At 72.3% G+C, this 20,694-nt stretch carries 21 protein-coding genes and 1 pseudogene; 12 read left to right on the plus strand and 10 right to left on the minus strand.

The window, feature by feature from the left end; all coding sequences use genetic code 11:
* Positions 1 to 715, minus strand: a 715-nt coding sequence (locus tag RBH18_RS35075; RefSeq protein ID WP_306214790.1) for a DNA glycosylase AlkZ-like family protein, incomplete at its 3' end; no start/stop codon positions are given.
* 22 nt (positions 716 to 737) lie between these two features.
* Positions 738 to 1,349, minus strand: a complete 612-nt coding sequence (locus RBH18_RS35080) for a GNAT family N-acetyltransferase (protein ID WP_306214791.1) — start codon at positions 1,347 to 1,349, stop codon at positions 738 to 740.
* Positions 1,350 to 1,549: 200 nt separating this feature from the next.
* Between RBH18_RS35080 and RBH18_RS35085 the strand changes: the two genes are divergently transcribed.
* On the plus strand, positions 1,550 to 2,143 hold the full coding sequence (locus RBH18_RS35085) for a class I SAM-dependent methyltransferase (RefSeq protein ID WP_306214792.1): 594 nt from the start codon (positions 1,550 to 1,552) through the stop codon (positions 2,141 to 2,143).
* Here the strand turns inward: RBH18_RS35085 and RBH18_RS35090 are convergent.
* A complete protein-coding gene (locus tag RBH18_RS35090; RefSeq protein ID WP_306214793.1) occupies positions 2,140 to 2,508 on the minus strand; it encodes a hypothetical protein in 369 nt (122 codons plus the stop codon). The two genes, RBH18_RS35085 and RBH18_RS35090, sit on opposite strands and share 4 nt — an antisense overlap.
* A 191-nt stretch (positions 2,509 to 2,699) precedes the next feature.
* Here RBH18_RS35090 and RBH18_RS35095 point away from each other — a divergent pair, with 191 nt between their 5' ends.
* Positions 2,700 to 3,560: a LysR family transcriptional regulator gene (locus tag RBH18_RS35095; RefSeq protein ID WP_306214794.1), complete on the plus strand. Its 861-nt coding sequence runs from the start codon at positions 2,700 to 2,702 to the stop codon at positions 3,558 to 3,560.
* 61 nt (positions 3,561 to 3,621) lie between these two features.
* Complete coding sequence (locus tag RBH18_RS35100) at positions 3,622 to 4,428, plus strand: calcium-binding protein (protein WP_306214795.1); 807 nt, start codon at positions 3,622 to 3,624, stop codon at positions 4,426 to 4,428.
* Between the two features lie 33 nt (positions 4,429 to 4,461).
* On the opposite strand, the gene RBH18_RS35105 is transcribed toward RBH18_RS35100, so the two are convergent.
* Together RBH18_RS35105 and RBH18_RS35110 are read right to left on the minus strand one after the other, a co-directional pair.
* Entirely contained in the window at positions 4,462 to 5,019 is a 558-nt protein-coding gene (locus tag RBH18_RS35105; RefSeq protein WP_306214796.1) for a hypothetical protein, read from the minus strand.
* Between the two features lie 38 nt (positions 5,020 to 5,057).
* Positions 5,058 to 6,071, minus strand: coding sequence for a LacI family DNA-binding transcriptional regulator (locus tag RBH18_RS35110; RefSeq protein ID WP_306214797.1), 1,014 nt, complete (start codon positions 6,069 to 6,071; stop codon positions 5,058 to 5,060).
* Between the two features lie 129 nt (positions 6,072 to 6,200).
* Here RBH18_RS35110 and RBH18_RS35115 point away from each other — a divergent pair, with 129 nt between their 5' ends.
* Genes RBH18_RS35115 through RBH18_RS35135 form a run of 5 tightly spaced genes read left to right on the plus strand, consistent with a single transcriptional unit; the run spans position 6,201 to position 13,387 of the window.
* Positions 6,201 to 7,466 (plus strand): ABC transporter substrate-binding protein, encoded by a 1,266-nt coding sequence (locus RBH18_RS35115; protein WP_306214798.1) that lies wholly within the window; start codon positions 6,201 to 6,203, stop codon positions 7,464 to 7,466.
* Between the two features lie 4 nt (positions 7,467 to 7,470).
* Complete coding sequence (locus RBH18_RS35120; protein WP_306214799.1) at positions 7,471 to 8,349, plus strand: carbohydrate ABC transporter permease; 879 nt, start codon at positions 7,471 to 7,473, stop codon at positions 8,347 to 8,349.
* The gene (locus RBH18_RS35125; protein WP_306214800.1) at positions 8,346 to 9,155 is read left to right on the plus strand and encodes a carbohydrate ABC transporter permease; all 810 of its coding nucleotides are present in this window, start codon (positions 8,346 to 8,348) and stop codon (positions 9,153 to 9,155) included. Before RBH18_RS35120 ends, RBH18_RS35125 begins: the two co-directional genes overlap by 4 nt.
* Before the next feature lie 10 nt (positions 9,156 to 9,165).
* Positions 9,166 to 10,410 carry a glycoside hydrolase 5 family protein gene (locus tag RBH18_RS35130; RefSeq protein WP_306214801.1) on the plus strand — a complete coding sequence of 415 codons (1,245 nt, stop codon included), beginning with the start codon at positions 9,166 to 9,168 and terminating at the stop codon, positions 10,408 to 10,410.
* Positions 10,411 to 10,423: 13 nt separating this feature from the next.
* Positions 10,424 to 13,387, plus strand: coding sequence for an alpha-mannosidase (locus RBH18_RS35135; protein WP_306214802.1), 2,964 nt, complete (start codon positions 10,424 to 10,426; stop codon positions 13,385 to 13,387).
* On the opposite strand, the gene RBH18_RS35140 is transcribed toward RBH18_RS35135, so the two are convergent.
* The gene (locus RBH18_RS35140; protein ID WP_306214803.1) at positions 13,377 to 13,739 is read right to left on the minus strand and encodes a hypothetical protein; all 363 of its coding nucleotides are present in this window, start codon (positions 13,737 to 13,739) and stop codon (positions 13,377 to 13,379) included. The two genes, RBH18_RS35135 and RBH18_RS35140, sit on opposite strands and share 11 nt — an antisense overlap.
* Entirely contained in the window at positions 13,736 to 13,930 is a 195-nt protein-coding gene (locus tag RBH18_RS35145) for an ATP-binding cassette domain-containing protein (protein WP_306214804.1), read from the minus strand. Before RBH18_RS35145 ends, RBH18_RS35140 begins: the two co-directional genes overlap by 4 nt.
* A gap of 206 nt (positions 13,931 to 14,136) precedes the next feature.
* On the opposite strand from RBH18_RS35145, the gene RBH18_RS35150 reads away from it, so the two are divergent.
* From RBH18_RS35150 to RBH18_RS35160, 3 genes are all read left to right on the plus strand, one after another.
* A complete protein-coding gene (locus tag RBH18_RS35150; RefSeq protein WP_306214805.1) occupies positions 14,137 to 14,577 on the plus strand; it encodes a glycosyltransferase family 2 protein in 441 nt (146 codons plus the stop codon).
* 166 nt (positions 14,578 to 14,743) lie between these two features.
* Positions 14,744 to 15,496, plus strand: coding sequence for an EAL domain-containing protein (locus RBH18_RS35155; RefSeq protein WP_306214806.1), 753 nt, complete (start codon positions 14,744 to 14,746; stop codon positions 15,494 to 15,496).
* 75 nt (positions 15,497 to 15,571) lie between these two features.
* The gene (locus RBH18_RS35160) at positions 15,572 to 16,264 is read left to right on the plus strand and encodes a response regulator transcription factor (RefSeq protein ID WP_306214807.1); all 693 of its coding nucleotides are present in this window, start codon (positions 15,572 to 15,574) and stop codon (positions 16,262 to 16,264) included.
* Positions 16,265 to 16,267: 3 nt separating this feature from the next.
* Here the strand turns inward: RBH18_RS35160 and RBH18_RS35165 are convergent, their stop codons facing one another.
* A complete protein-coding gene (locus RBH18_RS35165) occupies positions 16,268 to 16,819 on the minus strand; it encodes a hypothetical protein (RefSeq protein WP_306214808.1) in 552 nt (183 codons plus the stop codon).
* A gap of 120 nt (positions 16,820 to 16,939) precedes the next feature.
* Here RBH18_RS35165 and RBH18_RS35170 point away from each other — a divergent pair, with 120 nt between their 5' ends.
* Positions 16,940 to 17,827 (plus strand): glycosyltransferase family 2 protein, encoded by an 888-nt coding sequence (locus RBH18_RS35170; RefSeq protein WP_306214809.1) that lies wholly within the window; start codon positions 16,940 to 16,942, stop codon positions 17,825 to 17,827.
* Here RBH18_RS35170 and RBH18_RS35175 read toward each other — a convergent pair.
* Positions 17,715 to 19,895, minus strand: a complete 2,181-nt coding sequence (locus RBH18_RS35175; RefSeq protein WP_306214810.1) for a hypothetical protein — start codon at positions 19,893 to 19,895, stop codon at positions 17,715 to 17,717. The two genes, RBH18_RS35170 and RBH18_RS35175, sit on opposite strands and share 113 nt — an antisense overlap.
* Positions 19,892 to 20,694: pseudogene (locus tag RBH18_RS35180) on the minus strand (thymidylate kinase); the annotation flags it as partial. The gene RBH18_RS35175 and the pseudogene RBH18_RS35180, both read right to left, overlap by 4 nt.

The following is a 20,694-nucleotide window of genomic DNA, read 5'->3' on the forward strand; positions in this document are numbered from 1 at the left end:
CGTCCAGCCCGGCCGGCCAGACCGCCTTGAGCTCGGTCGCGGTCGTGCCGAGATAGCGCGCCACCTCCGCCGGACCCGCCGGGCCGAGAAACCGCAGGTACGCCGTGATCAGCTCGCCGATCCCCGCATTGCGCTCCGGCAGCGGCGGGGCGCCGGCGATCGGAGCCAGCAGGGCGTCGCGGCCCCGCGAGGCGACCAGCACTCCCCCGGGCAGGCCCGCCGGCTGCCACACCGTGCCCGCGACGTGCCGGGCGGCGCAGGTCCGGCAGTCGTACGTGAGCTCGGCCGGGATCCGCTTGCTGACCTCGGTGCTCACCTCGCCGCGCGGCATCGGGCCCGTCACGACCTCGCGGAACGCCCGGGCGGTGGCACGGATCGCCTCGACGCCGAGCCGCTGTGCCCCGGGAACTTGCGCGCTCTTGGTGCGGGCGGCGGCATCGGAGTCGCCGAGGGGCCACAGGGCCTGGACGAGCCGCTCGAGGTCGGCGCGCCGGTGCTGGTGCGGGGCGCCCCGGGCGGCCCAGACGGTGACGAGCCGGTCGTCGGCCGGCTCCGCGTCGGTGCGAGCCGCCAGGGCGACGCGCTCGGAGCCCGGCGTGTATTCCTGGATGCCGAGGTCGAGCACGGGCAGATCGGCCGGGCGCGCCGAGGACCGCTCGGCCAGCCCGAGAGCCGTCACCCGGTAGGCCATCGCCTGCTCGCGACTCACGTCCATGTGCGCCCACTCCCGATCGCATTCAGGTGCGGCGACCGTACCGCCTCGCGGCGACGTTTCTCAGTCGTTCGGAGCGGCTGTTGGCCCCGCCGGCGACGAGCTCCCACGTGTCGAGGCTGCTCGGACCCCACGGTCCCTCCTGCAGGATCGGGGGCTCCCCCGTCAGCCGGTAGCCACAGTGCCGCGCCACGGCGGTGCTCGCCGTGTTGGCGGGGTCGATGCGCAGGAGCAGGCGGCCGAGGTGGAGCGTGCTCCTCGCGTACCCGGAAAGGAGGGTGAGCGACCGGGAGGCCAGCCCGCGCCGGCGGTAGGGCGCGCCCACCAGATAGCCCAGCTCCGCCTCCCGCAGGCCGGCGTCGACGCCGAAGAGCAGCACCTCGCCCAGCGGCCGCTCCCCGTCGGCCGTCACGGCCAGCTGCATGCGGCGCCCGCTCAGGCGTCCCTGCCGGGCCCGTTTCAGGTACGCGATCCCGGCCGCGGTGTCGAACGGCGACGTCATCGGCGTCCACCGGGCGATCGCCGGCTCGTCGAGCAACGTCACCAGCTCGTCGAGATCCTCGTCCCGCCACTCACGCAACACGATGCCGTCACCGCGCAGAGTGATCGGGTACGGCAGGCCGCCCGGGCTGGTCATGCGCCTGATCCTGCCCGGAGGGACCCGGCCTCGGCCAGTGCCCGTGACCTGCGCAACGCTCCCACGCGCCCGCGCCGGAGCCCGCCGGAAAGCCGCAAACCGCCGCCCGCCTGCGACGGCGTGGCACCCTGTCAGCTTGTCGACTGCGATCTTCCGCGATTTCGGCGGGTCGGGCGGAACAACCGGAAGGAATGGTGACAGTGACCCACGACGATGCGCACTGGGTGGCCTACAACGCCGTGCGGGGCAGCCGCCCGGCCCGGGACCTGTTGATCCGCGCCGCGGCCACCGCCGGCCCGGGCCGCGGGCGCGCCGCGATCGACCTGGGCTGCGGCGCCGGTGTGGAGACCCGCGCCCTGCTCGACGCCGGCTGGCGGGTGCACGCGATCGACGGCGCGCCCGGCACCGAGGAGGTGATCCGCCGCACGGTCGGCGGCGTCCACGATCGACTCACCGTCGCGAACCTGCACTACGCCGACCTGACCACCCTGCCGCCGGCGGACCTGATCTACTCCGGATACGCGCTGCCCTACCAGCCGCGGGAATCCTTCGACCGGATCTGGGCGCTGATCCGGGGCGCGCTGCGGCCGGGCGGCGTGCTCGCCGTGAACCTCTTCGGCGACCACGACGAGTGGGCGGGCACCGAGGGCGAGACGTTCCTGACCGCCGCCGAGGCCCGGGCCCTGGTCACCGGTCTCGACGTGATCATGTGGGACGAGGAGGACGCGCCGGGGCCGGCCTACGGCGGCGACAAGCACTGGCACGTCTTCCACGTCGTCGCGAGGCGACCCTAGGGCGCCTTCCAGCCGGCGTCGCGGCAGGCGGTGGTGAGGGCTCCGGCCGAGGTCTTCCACTCGGTGCCGCCGTCGCCGGCACTGCGGCCCAGCTCCGCCGCGCGCTCGGCGATCTGGTCGTTCTCGGACTTGCCGGTGGACTGCATGACCTTGTCGGCCAGGGCCAGCCGGGCCGTCTTGGTGCGCGCGTCGGGATAGCCCGCGTCGAAGTCGGTGCACGCCTGGCCGGCCGCGGCGTCGAGCGGACCCGGCCCCTGAGCAGCGTCGTCGCCGTTGGCACGGCTGAACAACAGCGCGACCACCACGAGCACGGCGATGCCGAGCACGATGAGCTGCTGCCGGGACAGCTTCAGCTTGAGCTTCACACCCGCAGGCTAACGCGACCGGTGCGCGAAAGCGCGTTCACTCACGTGTGATCACTGCCGGTCCGTCCGCCGTGGAGCACCGGGCCCGGCGGCCGCGCCGGGGCCTCCACCAGGAGTCCGTGCGACCGGCGGACCTGATACCCATGACTGGAAGAGTGACTAGTCTAGCGGTGTGACTACTATACGTGGGTATGGATCTGTGGCAGCTCGAGTGTTTCGTCGCGGTGGCCGAGGAGGCCGGGTTCACCAAGGCCGCGGGGCGGTTGCATCTCACCCAGTCCGGCGTCAGCACGCAGATCAGACAGATCGAGCGGGACCTCGGCGTGCGGCTCTTCGACCGGTCGTCGCGCTCGGTGCGGCTGACCGCCGCGGGGCAGGCCGCCCTGCCGTACGCCCGGAGCGCCCTGGCCGGCGCCGAGGCGGTCCGGCAGGCCGTCGCCGAGGTCACCGGGCTGGTCCGGGGACGGTTGCGGGTCGGCATGGTCACCGGGTGCACCGTGACGGCGCTGTTCGAGGCGGTGGCCTCCTTCCACCGGGAGTTTCCGACGATCGAGATCTCGCTGGTCGAGGCCGACTCGGCGACCCTCGTGGCGCGGGTGCGGACGGACGAGACGGACATCGCGCTGGTCGGCGACGATCCGACGGGACTGACGGGGCACACGGTCGTCCGGGCGGGGCTGACCGCGGCGGTGCCCGCCGATCACGCGCTCGCCGAGGAGTCCAGTGTGTCGCTTCGGCGGCTGTGTGCGTACCCGTTGATCTGCCCTCCGCCCGGCATGGGTGTGCGCGGCGCGCTGGACGACGCCTGCGCCACGGCGGGCCTGCATCCGACCGTGGTGTTGCAGGCGACCGCGCCGGAGGCCATCGCCGAGCTCGCCGCCCGCGGGCTCGGGGTCGCGGTGCTGCACGCGTCGGCGGTCGCCGAGCATCCGGGGCTGACGGCGGTGCCGGTCGAGGACCTGCCCCTGCCCGTGACGCTGGTGTGGCGCAGCGAGACAACCGTGCTGCGGGCCTTCCTGCCGCACTGCAAGGAGGCCTTCACGAAGGAGTGACTTTTGCGCGACGGGACGGTACCGTTCCGGCCATTCATCGTCCACGGGGAGGATCGCGCACGTGCGCCGTTTTGCCGGATTGTCACTGCTCGCCACGGCCTCGGTCGCCGCGCTGACCGCCACGCCCGCCCAGGCCGCCACCACGGGGGTGGCCTCGGTCGTGGAGACCATGAAGGTCGTCTACAAGGCCGCCCAGGGGAAGCAGAACAAGGTCGTCGTCACCCGCTCCGGGCGCACGATCATCATCGACGACGTCGTCGCGGTCAAGGCCGGCAAGGGCTGCGCGGCGGTCAAGGGCGACAAGACGAAGGTGCGGTGCACCCCGAAGAAGGACCCGACCTGGATCCGGGTCTACACCTACGACCGCAACGACTCGATCACCAACAAGTCCGGCCTCGGCGGCACCCTCGACGGCGGCAGCGCCAAGGACAGCATCGTCGGCGGGCCGCGCGGCGAGCGGCTGACCGGGGGCACCGGCAACGACAAGATCTGGGCCAACGGCGGCAACGACACGATCTGGGGCGGCGACGGCTCCGACCTCGTGCACGGCGGCGCCGGCGACGACGACATCATCGAGGAGTCGCACAACCCGCAGAGCGGCAACGACTGGCTCTACGGCGACGACGGTCACGACCACCTCAACGGGGACGCCGGCGCCGACCACCTCTACGGCGGCAACGACGAAGACTTCCTGTCGGGCGACCGGGGTGCGGACGTGCTCTCCGGCGGCTACGGCAACGACATCGTCTTCGCCGACGAGGACTTTGCGCCGGTCACCAAGGACGCGATGGACGGCGGCCCGGGCCTGGACGACTGCCGCGGCGACAAGCCCGACAAGAAGGTCAACTGCGAGGGCCGCACCTTCTAGCCAGGATCTGTTGGACGGGGCGGCCGAAACACCCTAGAGCAGGTCACCCGCGCACGCGATGCGGGCCGGTTCGTTCCACTGGCCCGCGTCGAGGGTCGTGACGGCGGTCCGCTCGCGGTTGTCGGCGGTGCGGACGGTGAGGCGCACGGGCAGCTTCGTGATCGGCAGCCCGCTGCGGCACAGGATCCGGATGTCCGCGTCGATCGGCGTGGACTGCCCCGGCTCGATCCAGCGCTGCTGGTCGGTGCCGTGCAGGGTGAGGCCCGGGCGGTCGGTCTCCAGGGCCCGCAGGTCGATCGGCAGCGGCCCGGCGTTCACGAGCACGACGCGGCGGGTGAGCGAGGCGTCGGTGACCCGGCCGTGCAGGACCGTGCCGCCCACGCCGCCGTCGTTGGCCTGCGGCCCCGCGTCGGCGAGCAGGACGACGGCGACCTCGGCGCGCTGGTGGTGCGCCGACCACGCCCACGCGCCGGCACCGCCCAGGGCCATGCCCGCGGCGAGGATCCCGGCGGCGGCGAGCACGACCCGGGGCCTCCGGCGGGCCGGGAGCGGCCGGGCGGCGGGAGGCAGGTCCAGGTCGATGACACCCATGGCCCGTCAAACGTACGGCACCCCGGCGCGGATGTGGCTCACGGCCGCGCGGTGCTGCCTCTCACCACGAGCCGCGGGGTCTCCGCCTGGATGCTGTGCCCGGTCGCGGGGTCGGCGACGAGCTGCAGCAGGCTCTCCGCCACCTGGGCACCGAGGGCGTACGTGTCCCGGGACAGGCACGTCAGCTGCGGGTGCACGATCCGGGTGAGCACCGAGTCGTCGAAGGACACGATCGAGAGCGACCGCGGGACGCGTACGCCCAGCTCCAGCGCGACCCCCAGACCGGCCGCCGCCATCAGGTCGCTGTCGTAGATGATCGCGGTCGGCGGCCGCGGGCGGGACAGCAGGGCCCGCGTGGCGGCCGCGCCCTGGGCGTCGCTGAAGTCCGTGGACACCGACTCGCCGGCGTCCAGGCCGCGCAGGACGGCGTGCTCGTGCAGGGCGGCGACCCGCCGGGCGGTGTGCCGGTAGATCGGCGGCCCGGACACGTGGGCCACGTGCCGGTGCCCGAGCGTCGCCAGATAGTCGACGATCGTGACCATGGCCGCGGCGTCGTCCGCCCAGACGCTGGGCCGGCCCGGATCGCCCGTCGAGCCGAGCGTCACGAAGGGCAGGCGCAGCTCGTCGAGGATCGCCGGCCGCGGGTCGTCCACCTGCAGGTCGACCAGGAGCAGGCCGTCGACGCGGTGCTCGGAGGCCCAGTCGCGATAGAGGGCGATCTCCGCCTCGGTGTCGCGGACGAGCTGCATCTGCACCGCGAACGAGCGGGCCGACAGCGCGTCCTGCATGCCGTAGAGGATCTGGGTGTAGAACTGCTCGCTGCCGAGCGTGCGCGGGTCGCGGGCGAGGACCAGCCCGACCGCGCCGGCCTGGGAGCCACCCAGGGCCCGGGCCGCGCGGTGCGGCCGCCAGTTCATCTCCCGCGCGACCTCGAGGATGCGCGCGCGGGTCTGCTCGCTGACCCCGGGGCGGCCGTTGAGCGCGAACGAGACCGCGCCCGGCGACACCCCGACGCGCTGGGCGATGTCCGCGATCGTCGGCCGATTTCCCACGGCGTCACTGTAGCGGTTTAGAGCCTCCTCAACGGCGCCAACTTTCTTCTCCGCGCCATTGACTATATCGCTTTAGTTAACGAGCATCGATCCCGCTGACGCGAATGACTCTCGATGGCAGGAGTTCACATGCGAATCAGAAATGCTTCCGTTGCCGCCTTGACAGCGATCGCCCTCACCCTCGCCGGATGCGGCGGCTCGGGCGACGACGACTCCGGCGGCGACGAGATCACCGGCACCGTCACGCTGCAGACCTGGGCCCTCACGCCCAAGTTCACCGACTACCTCAACGAGGTGATCAAGGGCTTCGAGGCCAAGTACCCGGGCACCAAGGTCGAGCTGCTCGACCAGCCCGGCGACGGCTACTCGGACAAGGTGCTCTCGCAGGCGGCCTCGAACACGCTGCCCGACGTGATCAACCTGCCGCCGGACTTCGCGTTGCCGCTGGCGCAGCAGGACCTGCTCGTCGATGTGAGCAAGGACGCGGGCGTGGACCTCGGCGCCACCTATGTCGCCGGCTCGATCGACGCGTACAAGTTCAAGGGCACGGACGGCGTCTACGGCTACCCCTGGTACCTGAACACCGACCTGGACTACTGGAACAAGACCAAGTTCGCCAAGTGCGGGCTCGACGCGGACCGGCCGCCGGCCACCACGCAGGAGCTGTTCGCGCAGGCGGCCACCATGCACGCCAAGTGCCCCGACGAGTACCTGATGAGCCGCAAGCCGACCATCATCGACTTCACGCTCGCCGGCATCCCGACGCTCAGCGACGACGGCACGAAGTTCGTCTTCAACACCGACCAGGCCGCCGGGATCGTCGACCAGTACCGCGACGCGTTCCGGAACGGCTACCTGCCGCCGACCGTGCTGAACTCCGACTACCAGGGCAACTCGAAGCTCTTCACGCAGGGCAAGGTCGCGTGGACCACCGGCGGCGCGACCAGCCTCGCCGACTTCGAGAAGGACAACCCCAGCCTGAAGGGCCAGGTCACGGTCAGCAAGGCCTTGGACACCCCGCCCCTGTACGTCCAGGGACTGAGCGTCTCGGACAAGAGCAAGCACAAGGCGACGGCCCGGGCCCTCGCCGAATGGGTCACCAACGCCGACAACCAGAACAAGTTCGGCCACCTCGTGAACGTGTTCCCGTCGACGACGGCGTCGGCCTCCGACGCGTACTTCTCGAAGGATGACGGCACGCCGGTCGGCAAGGCGCGGGCGCTGGCCTTCGAGGAGCTCAAGACCGCGAAGAACCTGCAGCCGTACGAGGTCAACCCGGCGATGCAGACGATCCTGGACCAGCAGATCGCCCTCGCCGTCAAGGGCGACGTGAGCAGCAAGCAGGCGCTCGGCGACGCCGTGACCAAGATGAACCAGATGCTGGCCCGCCAGTAGCCGCATGAGATCCCATCGCTGGTTCACCCCGTGGGTGCTGGTCGCCCCGGCACTGATCTCGGTGCTGGGGTTCAGCATCTGGCCCTCGATCAACACGCTGCGGCTGTCCTTCACCGACGCCAAGCCGCTGGGCGGCGACACCGGCTACGTCGGGCTGCGCAACTACACCGACATGCTGCACGACAGCCAGGTCGCCGACGCTCTGCTCAACAGCGTCGTCTACCTGGCGATCTGCCTGCCGCTGCTGACCGTGCTGCCGCTGCTCATCGCCATCCTGGTCGAGAAGCAGCTCAGGTTCATCGCGTTCTTCCGGACGGCCTTCTACGTCCCGGTGATCGCGTCCGCCGTGGTCGTCGGTCTCATGTGGACGTGGATGCTCGACGACCGCGGATTCATCAACAACCTGGCCCTGCGGCTGCACGTCCTGCGGGAACCGCTGCCCTTCCTCACCGACCGCTGGCTGCTCATCATCAGCGCGGTCAGCCTGACCGTGTGGAAGGGCCTCGGCTACTACATGATCGTCTACCTGGCCGCGCTCGGGAACGTGCGCAAGGATCTGCACGAGGCCGCCGTGATGGACGGCGCCGGCCCGATCCGGCGCTTCTGGAGCGTGACCGTGCCCGGCGTCCGCGGCACGATCTTCCTGGTCGCGATCCTGGTCAGCGTGGCGGCGCTGCGCGTCTTCTCCGAGCTCTACCTGCTCACCGGCGGCAAGGGCGGCCCCGGCGGCCAGGACTCGTCGCTCGTCATGCTCATCCAGCAGTACGCCCGCGGCTTCTACGGCGACCTGGGCTACGCGTCGGCGCTGAGCGTGCTGCTCTTCGTCGTCGCGGTGGTGCCGATGATCGTGCTGGCCCGCCTCAACAGCCGAGGTGACCGGTGAAGACGCTGCGCTATGCCCTGCTGGTCCTGGTCCTCGTGATCACCGTCGGCCCGTTCCTGTGGCAGCTGTCGACGTCGCTGAAGGGCGCCGGCGAGGACATCTACACAGCGACGCCGTCGTTCGTCCCGCAGCAGCCGACTCTGGCCAACTACGCGCGGGTGGCGGACGCGATTCCCGTCTGGCGATACATCGGGAACTCGCTGCTCGTCGCCCTGCTGACCGTGGGCGGGAACCTGATCTTCACCACCTTCGCCGGCTATGCGATCGCCCGGCTGCGTTTCCGGGGCCGGGGCATCGTGCTGGGGCTGTTCCTGGCCACGCTCGTCCTGCCGGGCGAGGTGACGATCATTTCCCAGTTCGTCACCATCCGCGATCTGGGGCTGGCGGACACGCTGCTGGGCGTCGCGCTGCCGACGATGATCTCGGCGCTCAATGTGCTGCTCATGTTCAACGCCTTCCGGGCCCTGCCGCAGGACATCGACGAGGCCGCGATCGTCGACGGCGCGAACGCGTGGCAACGGCTGCTGCGGGTCTCGCTGCCGTCGGTCCGCGGCACCCTCGCCGTGGTCGCGATCTTCTCGTTCATCGCGGCGTGGGACGACTTCCTGTGGCCGCTGATCGTGCTGACCTCGCCCGACAAGTTCACGCTGACCGTCGGCCTGCAGTACCTGTCCGGCACGTTCACGCAGGACCAGCGCCTGATCGCGGCGGGCACGATGATCGCCTTCCTGCCGATCGCGGTGCTGTTCAGCGCGCTGCAGCGCTACTTCTTCAAAGGCGTCGAAGAGGGCGGCGTCAAGGGATGAGATGGGGACCATGAGATTCGGTGTCAACTACACGCCCTCGGCCGGCTGGTTCCACAGCTGGCTGGACTTCTCCCCCGCCGACGTGCGGCGCGACTTCGCGGCGCTGGCGGGGCTGGGCCTGGATCACGTCCGGGTGCTGCCGCTGTGGCCGCACATCCAGCCCAACCGCGGGCTGATCCGGCCGCAGGCGTTGCGGGACGTCGCCACGGTCGTCGACATCGCGGGCGAGTTCGGCCTCGACGTGAACGTCGACGCGTTGCAGGGACACCTGTCGAGCTTCGACTTCGTGCCCGCGTGGCTGGAGAGCTGGCACCGGCGCAACATGTTCACCGACCCGGCGGTGGTCGGGTCGCTCGCGGACTACGTACGGGCGCTGACCGAGGCGGTGGCCGACCGGCCCAACCTGATGGGCGTCACGCTCGGCAACGAGGTGAACCAGTTCGCGCACGCGCCGCATCCCACGCCGCACCCGGTCAGCCCGGCCGGCGCGGACGCGTGGCTGCGCAAGCTCACCGAGGCGGCCCGGCAGGCGGCGCCGGCGGGGACATTGATCACCCACGCCATGTACGACGCCGCCTGGTACGACGACGCCCAGCCCTTCGGCCCCCGGCACGCCGTCACGCACGGGGACGAGACGGTCGTGCACTCGTGGGTCTTCAACGGCACCGCGCAGATCCACGGCGGGATGGGCACGGGCTCGGTGCGCCACGCCGAATACCTGTGCAAGCTCGCCGCCGCGTGGCACACCGACGCCGATCGTCCGGTGTGGCTGCAGGAGGTCGGCGCCCCGACGAACGTCGTCGATCCCGCGGACACCCCCGCGTTCCTGGCCGAGACTGTCCGGCACGCCGCCGCGGTCGCCGGCGTGTCGGGCATCACGTGGTGGTGCTCCCACGACGTGTCCCGCGACCTGCTCGACTTCCCCGAGCTGGAGTACGACCTCGGGCTGTTCACCGCGGCGGGCGCCCTCAAGCCGACGGGCGCACGATTCCGCGACACGATTGCGGAGTTGAAATCCGCGGCGGTCACCCCCGAGCCTGTAGCAGAGGCGATCGTGCTCGACGACTTCGCGCCCGGGCACCGTGCGGCCACGTCGCCGTCCGGTGCGTTCCACCGCGCCTGGCTCGCCCGCGTCACCGGCGACCGGCCCGGGCCGCAGATCGTGCTCGCCTCCCTGGCCGCCGACACCGCTCTGCTCAAGGCCCGCGGCATCCAGGTTCTCCGCGACGTCACCGGTGCCGTCGTCCCCCTGTGAGAGAGGTCCTTCGTTGCACGACGACATCACGCTGACCGTCGGACGCGCGACCCGCGTCCTGGCCGAGCGCATCCTGCCCGCCGTTCACCCCGCGACGGTCCCGCTGGAGGTGGCCGCCCACGCCCTGCCGGGCGAGCCGATCCCGCCGGCCGAGGGCCTCGCGCTTCCCTTCGCACCCCATGAGGTGGGCACCCCGTGGGGTCCCGCCTGGAACACCACGTGGTTCCGGCTGCGCGGCGAGGTGCCCGCCGAGTGGCACGGCAAGCGGGTCGAGGCGCTCGTCGACCTCGGCTTCGACGTCAACATGCCGGGCTTCCAGTGCGAGGCGCTGGTCTACCTGGCCGACGGCACGCCGGTGAAATCGATCAACCCGCGCAACCAGTGGATCCCGGTCGCCGGGGAGACCGTCGAGTTCTATCTCGAGGCGGCGGCGAACCCGGTGCTGCTCGACTACCACCCCTTCCTGCCGACGCGGGAGGGCGACATCGAGACGTCGTCGAAGCGGCCGCTCTACACCACGCGGCGGATGGACCTCGCGCTCCTCGACGAGGAGGTCTACGAGCTGGCGCTGGACATCGACGTGCTGCTCGAGCTGCAGGCCGAGCTGCCGGCGTCGGGGCCGCGGCGCATGCGGATCCTGCAGGCGCTCGACGACGCTCTCGACGTGCTCGACCTGCAGGACATCTCGGGCACGGCCCCGGCTTCGCGTGCCCTGTTGCGCGACGTGCTCGCCGCCCCCGCCGAGGCGAGTGCGCACCGGGTCGCCGCGATCGGGCACGCGCACATCGACTCCGCGTGGCTGTGGCCCGTCCGCGAGACGATCCGCAAGGCGGCCCGCACGGCGTCGAGCATGACCGAGTTGATCGACGCCGACCCCGACTTCAAGTACGGGATGTCCAGCGCCCAGCAGTACGCCTGGATCAAGGAGCACCGCCCCGAGGTCTACCAGCGGGTGCGCAAGGCCGTGCAGGACGGCCGGTTCATCCCGCTCGGCGGCATGTGGGTCGAAAGCGACACGGTCATGCCGACCGGCGAGGCACTGGTGCGCCAGTTCGCGTACGGGCAGAGGTTCTTCCGCGAGGAGTTCGGCGTCGAGTGCCAGGGCGTGTGGCTGCCCGACAGCTTCGGCTATTCGCCCGCGCTGCCGCAGCTGATCAGGCGGGCCGGCTTCCAGTGGTTCTTCACCCAGAAGATCTCGTGGAACCAGGTCAACAAGTTCCCGCACCACACCTTCCTCTGGGAGGGCATCGACGGCTCGCGGGTCTTCACGCACTTCCCGCCCATGGACACCTACAACTCCCAGCTGTCCGGCGCCGAACTGGCCCGGGCCACCCGGCAGAACAGGGAGAACAGGCTGGCCACGACGTCGATCGCCCCGGTCGGCTGGGGCGACGGCGGCGGCGGGACCACGCGCGAGATGGCGGGCCGCGCCCGGCGCACGGCCGACCTCGAGGGCAGCGCCCGGGTCGCCTGGGAGCACCCCGACGACTTCTTCGCCCGGGCGCGGGCCGAGCTGCCGCACCCGCCGGTGTGGGTCGGCGAGCTCTACCTGGAGCTGCACCGCGCCACGCTCACCAGCCAGCACCGGACGAAGCAGGGCAACCGGCGCAGCGAGCACCTGCTGATCGAGGCGGAGCTGTGGGCGGCGACGGCCGCGGTCCGGGCCGGCGTCGACTACCCGTACGAGGAACTGGACTCGTTGTGGCAGCAGGTGCTGCTGCACCAGTTCCACGACATCCTGCCCGGGACCTCGATCGCGTGGGTGCATCGGGAGGCCGTCGCCACGTACGCGCGCATCGCCTCCGAGGCGCTGGCCATCATCGACTCCGCCTGCCGCGCCCTGGCCGGCGACGGGTCAAGATCGGTCGTCTTCAACGCGGCGCCCTTCGCCCGGCACGGCGTGGCGGCGCTCGGCGCGGCCGTTACCGACATTCCAGACACCGTCGCCCCCGACGGCTTCGTCCTCGACAACGGGATCGTCCGGGTGACCATCTCGCCGGAGGGCCTGATCACGTCGGCGGTCGACCTGGCCACCGGGCGTGACGCCATCGCCCCCGGCCAGGCGGGCAACCTGCTCCAGCTGCACCAGGACTTCCCGAACATGTGGGACGCCTGGGACGTCGACCGCTTCTACCGCAACCGCGTGACGGACATCCGCACCGTCGACTCGCTGACCGTCGTCGACGGGGCTGTGGTGGTGGAGCGGTCCTTCTCCCGGTCGTCGATCCGCCAGGTGCTGTCCCTCGCGCCGGGCAGCCGTACGCTCCGGGTCGAGCAGGAGATCGACTGGCGGGAGACGGAGAAGTTCCTCAAGGTCGCCTTCCCCTTCGACATCCGCGCCGAGCAGGTGTCCGCCGAGACGCAGTTCGGCTGTCAGAAACGGGTCACCCACACCAACACCAGCTGGGAAGCCGCCAAGTTCGAGGCGTCGATGCACCGCTTCGTCCACGTCGAGGAGCCCGGCTTCGGGGCCGCGCTGATCACCGACTCCACGTACGGCTACGACCTCACCCGCGACGCCGCCTCCCCGGAGAGCGTGACCACGACGGTCCGCCTGTCGCTGCTACGCGCGCCGCGCTTCCCCGACCCGGCCACCGACCAGGGCCCCCAGACCGCCGCCTTCGGCCTGGTGATCGGCGCCGACCTCGCCACCGCCACCGCCGCCGGCATCGACCTCAACCTCCCGCCCCGCACGATCACCGGCGCCCACGGCGTCGAACCCCTGGTCACCCTGGACAGCGACAGCATCCTGGTCTCCAGCGTCAAACTGGCCGACGACCGCAGCGGCGACCTGATCGTCCGCGTCTACGAGTCCCAGGGCCGCCGCGCCACGGGCACCCTGACCGTCCGGGCCCCGATTACCGGCGCCTCGACGGTCACGTTGCTGGAACAGCCCTCAGGCCCCGCGGAAGGCGTCGACACGGTGGCGTTGTCGCTCACCCCCTTCGAGGTACGCACCCTGCGCTTCACCCGCTGACGCGACAGCGGCTCCCTGCCGAGCCGCCGAGCAGGCCGACGAGCGCGAGCTGACCCAGGACCACACCCTGGACGGAGGCAGGCCGCACGCCCACGAGCTGCCACAGCGCATAGTCGCGGCGCTGCAGGGCGACCGTCAGGTTGGTGACGGAGGACAGCACGACCGATCCGGCGACCGCGCCCAGCACCAGCACGGTGCTCGCGATCGAGGCGATGGCCGCTCCCTCGATGCCGCGGACGGCGAGCGCCGTCTCCAGTCGGGCGGCCACCACCAGGCCGACGGCGGCGGCTCCCGCGGCGATTACGAGAGCGCCCGCCCAGATGCGCAGGTCGGAGAGGAGGAGCCGGATCACTTCAGCGCCGCCAGGATGTCGGCCGCCGACGGGCGGACCAGCGAGTGGTGCAGCAGGCCGTCCCGCAGCACCAGGACCCGGGCGATCGCCACCCGCTGCTGCTGCCCGCCGGAGAGCGCCGACGGCCGGTGCGAGGCCCGCTCGGCCAGCCCGACCGCCGCGAGGGCGGCGTCGACCGCGCCGGCCGGCACCCGGCGCTTCGCCAGGCGGGCGGGGAGGGCGACGTCGGACCGTGGACCGACCCGGCGTCCTCCTCGGGGAGGACCCGGCAACCCGCGCGCAACCCGTGGCCGGGGCGCTGGGCAACCGGACGGCAACCCCAAGGGCTTCCGGAGCTTTGCGCGGGCCTTGAAGACGGGTTGAGAGCGGCTTGAGGTGGCGTGCCGACATAGGCGGCATGACTGTCGCACACCTCATCGCCGTTCCCCCCGTCGTCATCGCCGGCAACGACCGCGCCGAGTGGCAGTACGGGGACCCCACCGCCGTCGAGTTCAGCATCGTGATCCCCTTCCACAACCCGGGCGCCGCGCTGCGCAGCACGGTCGAGCGCATCTCCGACGCGCTCTACGCCCAGGGCATCCCCTTCGAGGTGCTCGCGGTGTCGGGCGGCACGAAGGACGGCTCGGAGCGCACGCTCGACGACCTGTCCCGCACCCGGGTCATCGCGCAGCCCGACATCCAGGACCGCGGTGCCGCGCTGCAGGCCGGTTTCGCCGCCGCCCGGGGCGCGTGGATCGGGTTCGTCGACGTCGACGCCGACTCCGAGGTCGACCCGTACGAGCTGATCGAGTGCCTGCACCGCGCCCGGGAGGAAGCCCGCGCCCTCGCCCACGCCTGAAGAGCACCGCACCGTCCCCACGCCCCTTGAGACCCCGGCCGCCCCTGGCGAGCCGGGGTCCGGTCGTTTCCGGGCCCGCCGGCCCAGGTTGTCGGCCGGTTGCACCTTGCGCCGTTCTTGAGGCGGGCGAGACAGCCGCTTGAGGGACGCCGCCGATCGGGACGGCATGACAGCGACGACGCTCTCCCTCGCCACGGTGCGGGACCTGCAGGCGATCATCGACGCGCAGGCGATCCGGCCCACCTTCCAGCCGGTCGTCTCGCTCCAGGACGGCGTCGTCATGGCCTACGAGGCCCTGGCCCGCTTCGACCAGCACTTCCCCAACCCGGTGGACGCGTTCACCGCCGCCACCGCCGCCGGCATCGGCGTCGAGCTGGAGCTGCTCGCCCTGCAGCGGGCCTTCGAGCACCTCGACGACATGCCCGAGGGCACGATGCTCACCGCGAACCTGTCGGTGGAGGCGCTGCTCACCCCGCGCGTGCACGCCTTCCTGCTGTCCCACGCCGACCGCAGCATCGCGGTCGAGCTCACCGAGCACGCCCAGGTGCACGACTATCCGGCGCTCATCGCGGTGACCGACGTCCTGCGCGGCGCCGGCATCCTGCTCGCGGTGGACGACACGGGCGCGGGCTTCGCCAGCCTGAGCCACATCCTGCAGCTGCGCCCGGACATCATCAAGCTGGACATCACGCTGACCCGCGGCATCGACGAGGACCCGGTCCGGATGGCGCTGGCCCGCTCGCTCGTGGGCTTCTCGGAGGACATCGGCGCCATCCTCATCGCCGAGGGCATCGAGACCACCGACGAGTACGACCGCCTGCGCGACCTGGGCGTCCGCTACGGCCAGGGCTACTACCTCGCCCGCCCCGGCCCCCTGCCCGACCGTGCCCTGATCCACGCCGGCACGGACCGATCCTGAGCGAATGCTGAAGTGACGCGCCGGGCGACCGAATAGAGGCATGTCAGCCCCATCGCAGCTCTACCCGGAGGTCCCGTGTCCAGGCCACGCGCGCTCGTCGTCGAGGACTCGCCCGAGTTCACGCTGCTCTGCACGCATCTGCTCGAGAAGGAAGGCTTCGACGTGCTCGCCGTCACCGACGGCGCGGCCGCCGTCGAGCAGGCGCAGGCCCACAAGCCGGACATCGCCATCCTCGACCTCGGGTTGCCCGACGTCGACGGCATCGAGGTGTGCCGGCGGATCCGGCAGTTCACCGACGCCTACATCATCATGGTCACCGGCCGCGCCGACGAGGTGGACAAGATCGTGGGCCTGTCCGTGGGCGCCGACGACTACGTGACCAAACCGTTCTCGCCGCGCGAGCTGGCGGCCCGCATCCAGGCGATGCGCCGCCGCCCGCGGGCCGGCACGGCGGCCGGGCCGGGTGCCAGCGTCCGCGAGTACGGCGACCTGCGCGTCGACCCCGAGGTCCGCGAGGTGACCCTGGCCGGCGCCGTGCTCGAGCTGACGAAGATCGAGTTCGGCATCCTGGACCTGCTGTCCTCCGCGCCGCGCCGCACGTTCACCCGCGGGCAGCTGCTCGAGGACGTCTGGGGCGACAACTGGTACGGCGACGACCACATCATCGACGTCCACGTCGGCAATCTGCGCAAGAAGCTCGGCGAGTCGGCCTCGTCCCCGCGCTACATCCGCACCCTGCGCGGCGTCGGCTACCGGTTCGAGCCCTGAGGCTCACGCCATGCGATGACGGCCCGGCCGGTGACGGCCGGGCTTTTTCCTGTGCGCGGCCAGCCACACGGCTCCCGCGGTCAGCGCCGCCGCGGCCACGGCCCACGGGATGAGGTCGCTCGCCCCGGTCGCGGACGAGGCGGGCGGCACCGCGCCGACCAGGGTCCGCAGGCTGCCGGCGGGGGTCTGGCCGGTGACCAGGATGCTGGTGCCCGGGCCGGCGGAACCGGTCACCCGGAGCACGGTGGTGTCGGCCGCCTCCTGGACCGCCGAGGACGCGGACACGACGAGCACCCGCAGAGCGCCCGACACGTCCGCCGCGACCGTGCTGTCGTCCAGCGAGCCGACCTGCAGCTGCACGGTCGAGCCGCCGCGGAAGCCGACGGCGTAGACGGCCAGGTCGCTGGAGGACTCCTGCCACTGCACGGTGAGGGCGTCGGCCGTGCCTCCGTAGCCGGGGCCGTCGGCGAGGGCGGCTCCCGGCAGCATGACGGCACCCAGCGTCAGGCCGGCCAGCGCGAGCGCGCTCGACCTGCGGAAACGAGAGGCTGTCACCTCTCCAGAATGCCACGAATGCCGGGATTGACCAGTCGGCCCACAACCGGTCTGCAACCTTGCGGCGGGCTTGAGGAAGGCCGGAGACTGCATTGAGGGTCCGCCCCGATCGACACGGGCATGACCGCCTCAGCGCTCCCCAGCACCTCCGCCGCCGTCGAGACCGGCACCGGCCGTGCCCAGCTGTTCGACGCCTCGCGCCTCTGGTCCCCCGCGGACCCCGGCGTCGAGCTGACGGTGGTCGTGCCCTTCTACAACCCGGGTGCGGCGCTGCGGCCCACGGTCGAGCAGCTGATCGGCAAGCTGCGGGCGGAGGGCGTCGCGTACGAGATCATCGCGGTCTCGGACGGCTCGACGGACGGCTCGGAGCGTACGGTCGAGGGCCTCCCCGGCGTGCGGGTGGTCACCGCCGGCCGCAACCAGGGCAAGGGCGCGGCGCTGCACCTGGGCTTCGCGGCGGCGCGCGGCTCGTGGATCGGCTTCGTCGACGCGGACGGCGACATCGACCCCGCGCACCTGGTCGACTACCTACGGACGGCGCGGTCGGGCAACCACCCCGGCGTGTACGCGGACAAGCGGCACCATGCCTCGGACAGCGCCTCCTCCACGTTCCGCAAGCTCGTGTCGATGTTCTACTCGACGCTGGTGACGATGCTGTTCCTGCTGGGCATGCGCGACACCCAGACGGGTTGCAAGGTGCTGCGCCGCGACGTGCTCGCCACCCTGCTGCCCCGGATGCGGGAGCGCCGCTTCGCCTTCGACCTGGAGTTCTTCGTGGCGGCCAAGGCGGCGGGCATCCGCGGCTTCGTCGGCGCGCCGGTGCGGCTCGAGGAGCGGGTCGCCGGATCCACGGTCACGTCGAAGGCGATCCTGCGCACGATCCGCGACACGTTCGTCATCTTCGGCCGGCTGCACCTGACCCGGCAGTACCGGCCCGCGCGTGCCGAGCTCCTGCCGCAGGCGGCTCCGGCGGCGCAGTGGGAGGAGCAGGTGGCGCGGGCCGCGTGACGAAGAGCCACCGCCGCAGCTCCCGCCGGTGCTCGACCAGGCCGGCCACGATCAGCCCCAGCAGGGTGAGCAGCGACGCCGCCAGGCCCAGCCGCAGCCAGCGCCACGGGGCATAACTGACGGTCATGCCCTCCGCGCGCGCCTCGACGGCCACCGTCCCGGCCGCCGTGCGCCGGGTCGGGAGGGTGCCGGCCCGCCAGCCGGGGGACCATTCCTCGGGGATGACGACCCAGCCGGGCGTACCGGGGGCGACGGCCCAGCTCGTGGAGCTCGTGCGGCGGATGCCACCGGACTCGGCGGAGGGGACGCGACCGGAGGCCGTACCCCCGGGCAGGATCGCCTCGGTGCCGAGCGCGCCCTCCGAGGCCAGATCGACCGCCTCGGCGTAGTCCCCGCTGCGCGCGGCTCCGACCCGCCCGGTGCCCTCGGCGCGGACCTCGTAGAGGACCATCTCCTCCGTACGCAGCACCGCCTGCAGATCCCGCTGCCGGTCCAGCCACTGGTAGCTCGCCGACTCCCGGTCCCGGGCCAGCGCCACATACCCGACGCCGAGCGGGGCGACCAGGCGGCCGAAGCTCCCGTGGCCGCCGTCCACGACGAGCCGCTGCACGTACGCCGTCCGCCGCGACGACGAGTTGGTCCGCACCTCCCCCAGCTCGACCGCGTCGCTGCTCAGCACGGGACGGCGGAAGAACGCGCCGGCCGGGGTCGCCACCGTCCGCGAGTCCGTGAAGGCGAACGGCTGGTACTCGTGCCACGGCAGGAACAGCACCGATTCGTCGCCGGCGCCCATGATGCGGTCGGCGGCGTACCAGGAGTCCGGGTAGTGGCTGATCCGCACACTGCCGCCCAGCCCCCAGAACAGCGACGGGGCGGAACCCGCGTAGCCGCTGAACACCGCGAGCAGCGCCGCGCCACTGGCCAGCCGGTGGGTCCACGGGCGGGCCGACAGGCACACGGCCTTGAGGGCTTCCGCGGTCACGCCGACGCCGGCGGCGTACGCGATCATGGTGACGGACAGCCACTTCTGCTGCTCCCGCATCGCCTGGAACAGCGGCAGGTGGTCGAAGGCGAAGCGGTAGACCGGCGCGAGCGGTCCGTGGATGCCGGCGCCGAGCAGCAGCCCGGCCCCGGCGAGCACGGCCAGCGGGACCCCGGTGCGCGGCTCGCGGCGGCACAGCAGCCCGAGCCCCACCGCGGCGCCGGCCACCATCGCCAGGCCCGCCACCAGGCCGACATCGACCTGGGGACTGCTGTCGGCACTGCCGCGCCAGAAGCCCCGCAGGGACGCCAGGGTCACGAGCATCCCGCCGGGGCCGGCGTGGGGGGCGTACACCTCGAGGTCGCCGCGCCCCACCTTCACCGTCAGGATCGCGCTCAGCACCAGCACCACCGCGTACGCGTAGATGCCGCCCGCGGACAGCACCATCAGCACCGTACGCACCAGATCGCGCTTGCGCGGCCGCGGCAGCATCGCCACGGCGAGCAGGCACAGCCCGCCCAGCCACGCGGCGTGCGGGCCGACCGCCATGGCCAGCGCGTACCAGCCGGCCGGGCGTGCCGCGAACCACGAGCCCCGCCGGCGCGCCCGCAACGCGGAGGCCAGCAGCCAGCTCAGCAGCGAGACGACCATCAGGAACGCGGTGTGCCCGGCCTGCAGGCGCTCCACGACGAACGGGTTGCAGCAGACGAACAGCGCCGCCGGATAGCGCCGGGACCGGCCGCCGCCGACCAGCGCGGAGATGCCGCCCGCCGCCACCGGGAAGTAGCCGAGGATGATCAGCCAGCTCACCGCGCCCGGCCCGACGATGTTGCGCAGGGCCTGGGTGAACAGCCGGTACGGCATCGCGTCGAGCGCGGCGGGATCCAGCCCGTACAGGCCGGGGGTCATCGTCTGGTGCGGGCCGCTGACCCAGTCGAGCAGCAGCAGGTAGCCGTCGCGGGTCCAGGGCGCGACCACGGCGGCGCCGGCGAGCAGGCCGAGCAGCGCCGACTCGGCGGTCATCCGGGCGGCCCGCGCCTCGAACCCGGGGATCCGCCGGTGCCGTGGCACTACCGCAGTGGTCACCGCGGGCTGTGTGCCGCTCTCACAACAGCCTCGATCACCGGCGCCACCGAGCTGTCCGGGCCCGAGGTGTCGACCACGATCTCGGCGTGCCGGGCGGGACGTTCGGCGAGCAGCCGGCGGAACCGCTCCTGCTGCGCTTTTTGCTCCGCGAGCGAGCGTTCGGGCTTGCGGTCGTGGATGAGCTCGATCGGGGCGTCCGGCAGCACGAGCACGTCCGGCGCGGGCACGATCGCCTCGGCCACGCGCGCGGCCGGCGAGCCGGGCCACGGCGACTCCCGCAGGTCGTAGACCCAGCGGTCCGCCACGACCACGTCGCCCTTCGCCACGGCCGGGGCGACGTGCCGGAGGTAGCGCCAGACGTACTCGCCCGCGTAGATCCAGGCGGCGACCTTGCGCAGGGGCGCGTGGGTGAGCACCGGTTCCTGCCCGGCCGCGGTCGGCGAGGGAGGCGAGGGAGGCGAGGGAGCCGAGGGAGGCGAGGGAGCCGAGGGAGGGGAAGAGCCGACGCCGAGAACGCGGCGGGCGAGGGCCACGCCGGGCAGGTTGCCGCGGGCCATCCCGAAGTACGCCGCCCGCGTGGCGAAGCCGAACTCGTGCAGCCCGGCCCGCAACGCCTCGGCGACGGTGGACTTGCCCGAGCCGTCCGTGCCCACCAGGGCGACGACGACGCCGCGCGTGCGCAGCCCGTACGGTCCGGCGGCCGGCCCGGCGGGCAGCACCGACCGGCGCTGCGCCCAGGTGGCCGGCGCGGCTCCCGGGGTCAGGCTCCAGGCGGCCAGCCGCAGCCGGGCGCGCCGGG

Source organism: Actinoplanes oryzae (genome assembly GCF_030757795.1).
Lineage (GTDB): Bacteria > Actinomycetota > Actinomycetes > Mycobacteriales > Micromonosporaceae > Actinoplanes.

Excerpts from the sequence above, each read along its gene's own strand:
- RBH18_RS35080 (WP_306214791.1), bottom strand. The coding sequence starts at position 1,349 with ATGACCAGCCCGGGCGGCCTGCCGTACCCGATCACTCTGCGCGGTGAC.
- RBH18_RS35095 (WP_306214794.1), top strand. The coding sequence starts at position 2,700 with ATGGATCTGTGGCAGCTCGAGTGTTTCGTCGCGGTGGCCGAGGAGGCC.
- RBH18_RS35105 (WP_306214796.1), bottom strand. The coding sequence starts at position 5,019 with ATGGGTGTCATCGACCTGGACCTGCCTCCCGCCGCCCGGCCGCTCCCG.
- RBH18_RS35115 (WP_306214798.1), top strand. The coding sequence starts at position 6,201 with ATGCGAATCAGAAATGCTTCCGTTGCCGCCTTGACAGCGATCGCCCTC.
- RBH18_RS35120 (WP_306214799.1), top strand. The coding sequence starts at position 7,471 with ATGAGATCCCATCGCTGGTTCACCCCGTGGGTGCTGGTCGCCCCGGCA.
- RBH18_RS35130 (WP_306214801.1), top strand. The coding sequence starts at position 9,166 with ATGAGATTCGGTGTCAACTACACGCCCTCGGCCGGCTGGTTCCACAGC.
- RBH18_RS35150 (WP_306214805.1), top strand. The coding sequence starts at position 14,137 with ATGACTGTCGCACACCTCATCGCCGTTCCCCCCGTCGTCATCGCCGGC.
- RBH18_RS35155 (WP_306214806.1), top strand. The coding sequence starts at position 14,744 with ATGACAGCGACGACGCTCTCCCTCGCCACGGTGCGGGACCTGCAGGCG.
- RBH18_RS35170 (WP_306214809.1), top strand. The coding sequence starts at position 16,940 with ATGACCGCCTCAGCGCTCCCCAGCACCTCCGCCGCCGTCGAGACCGGC.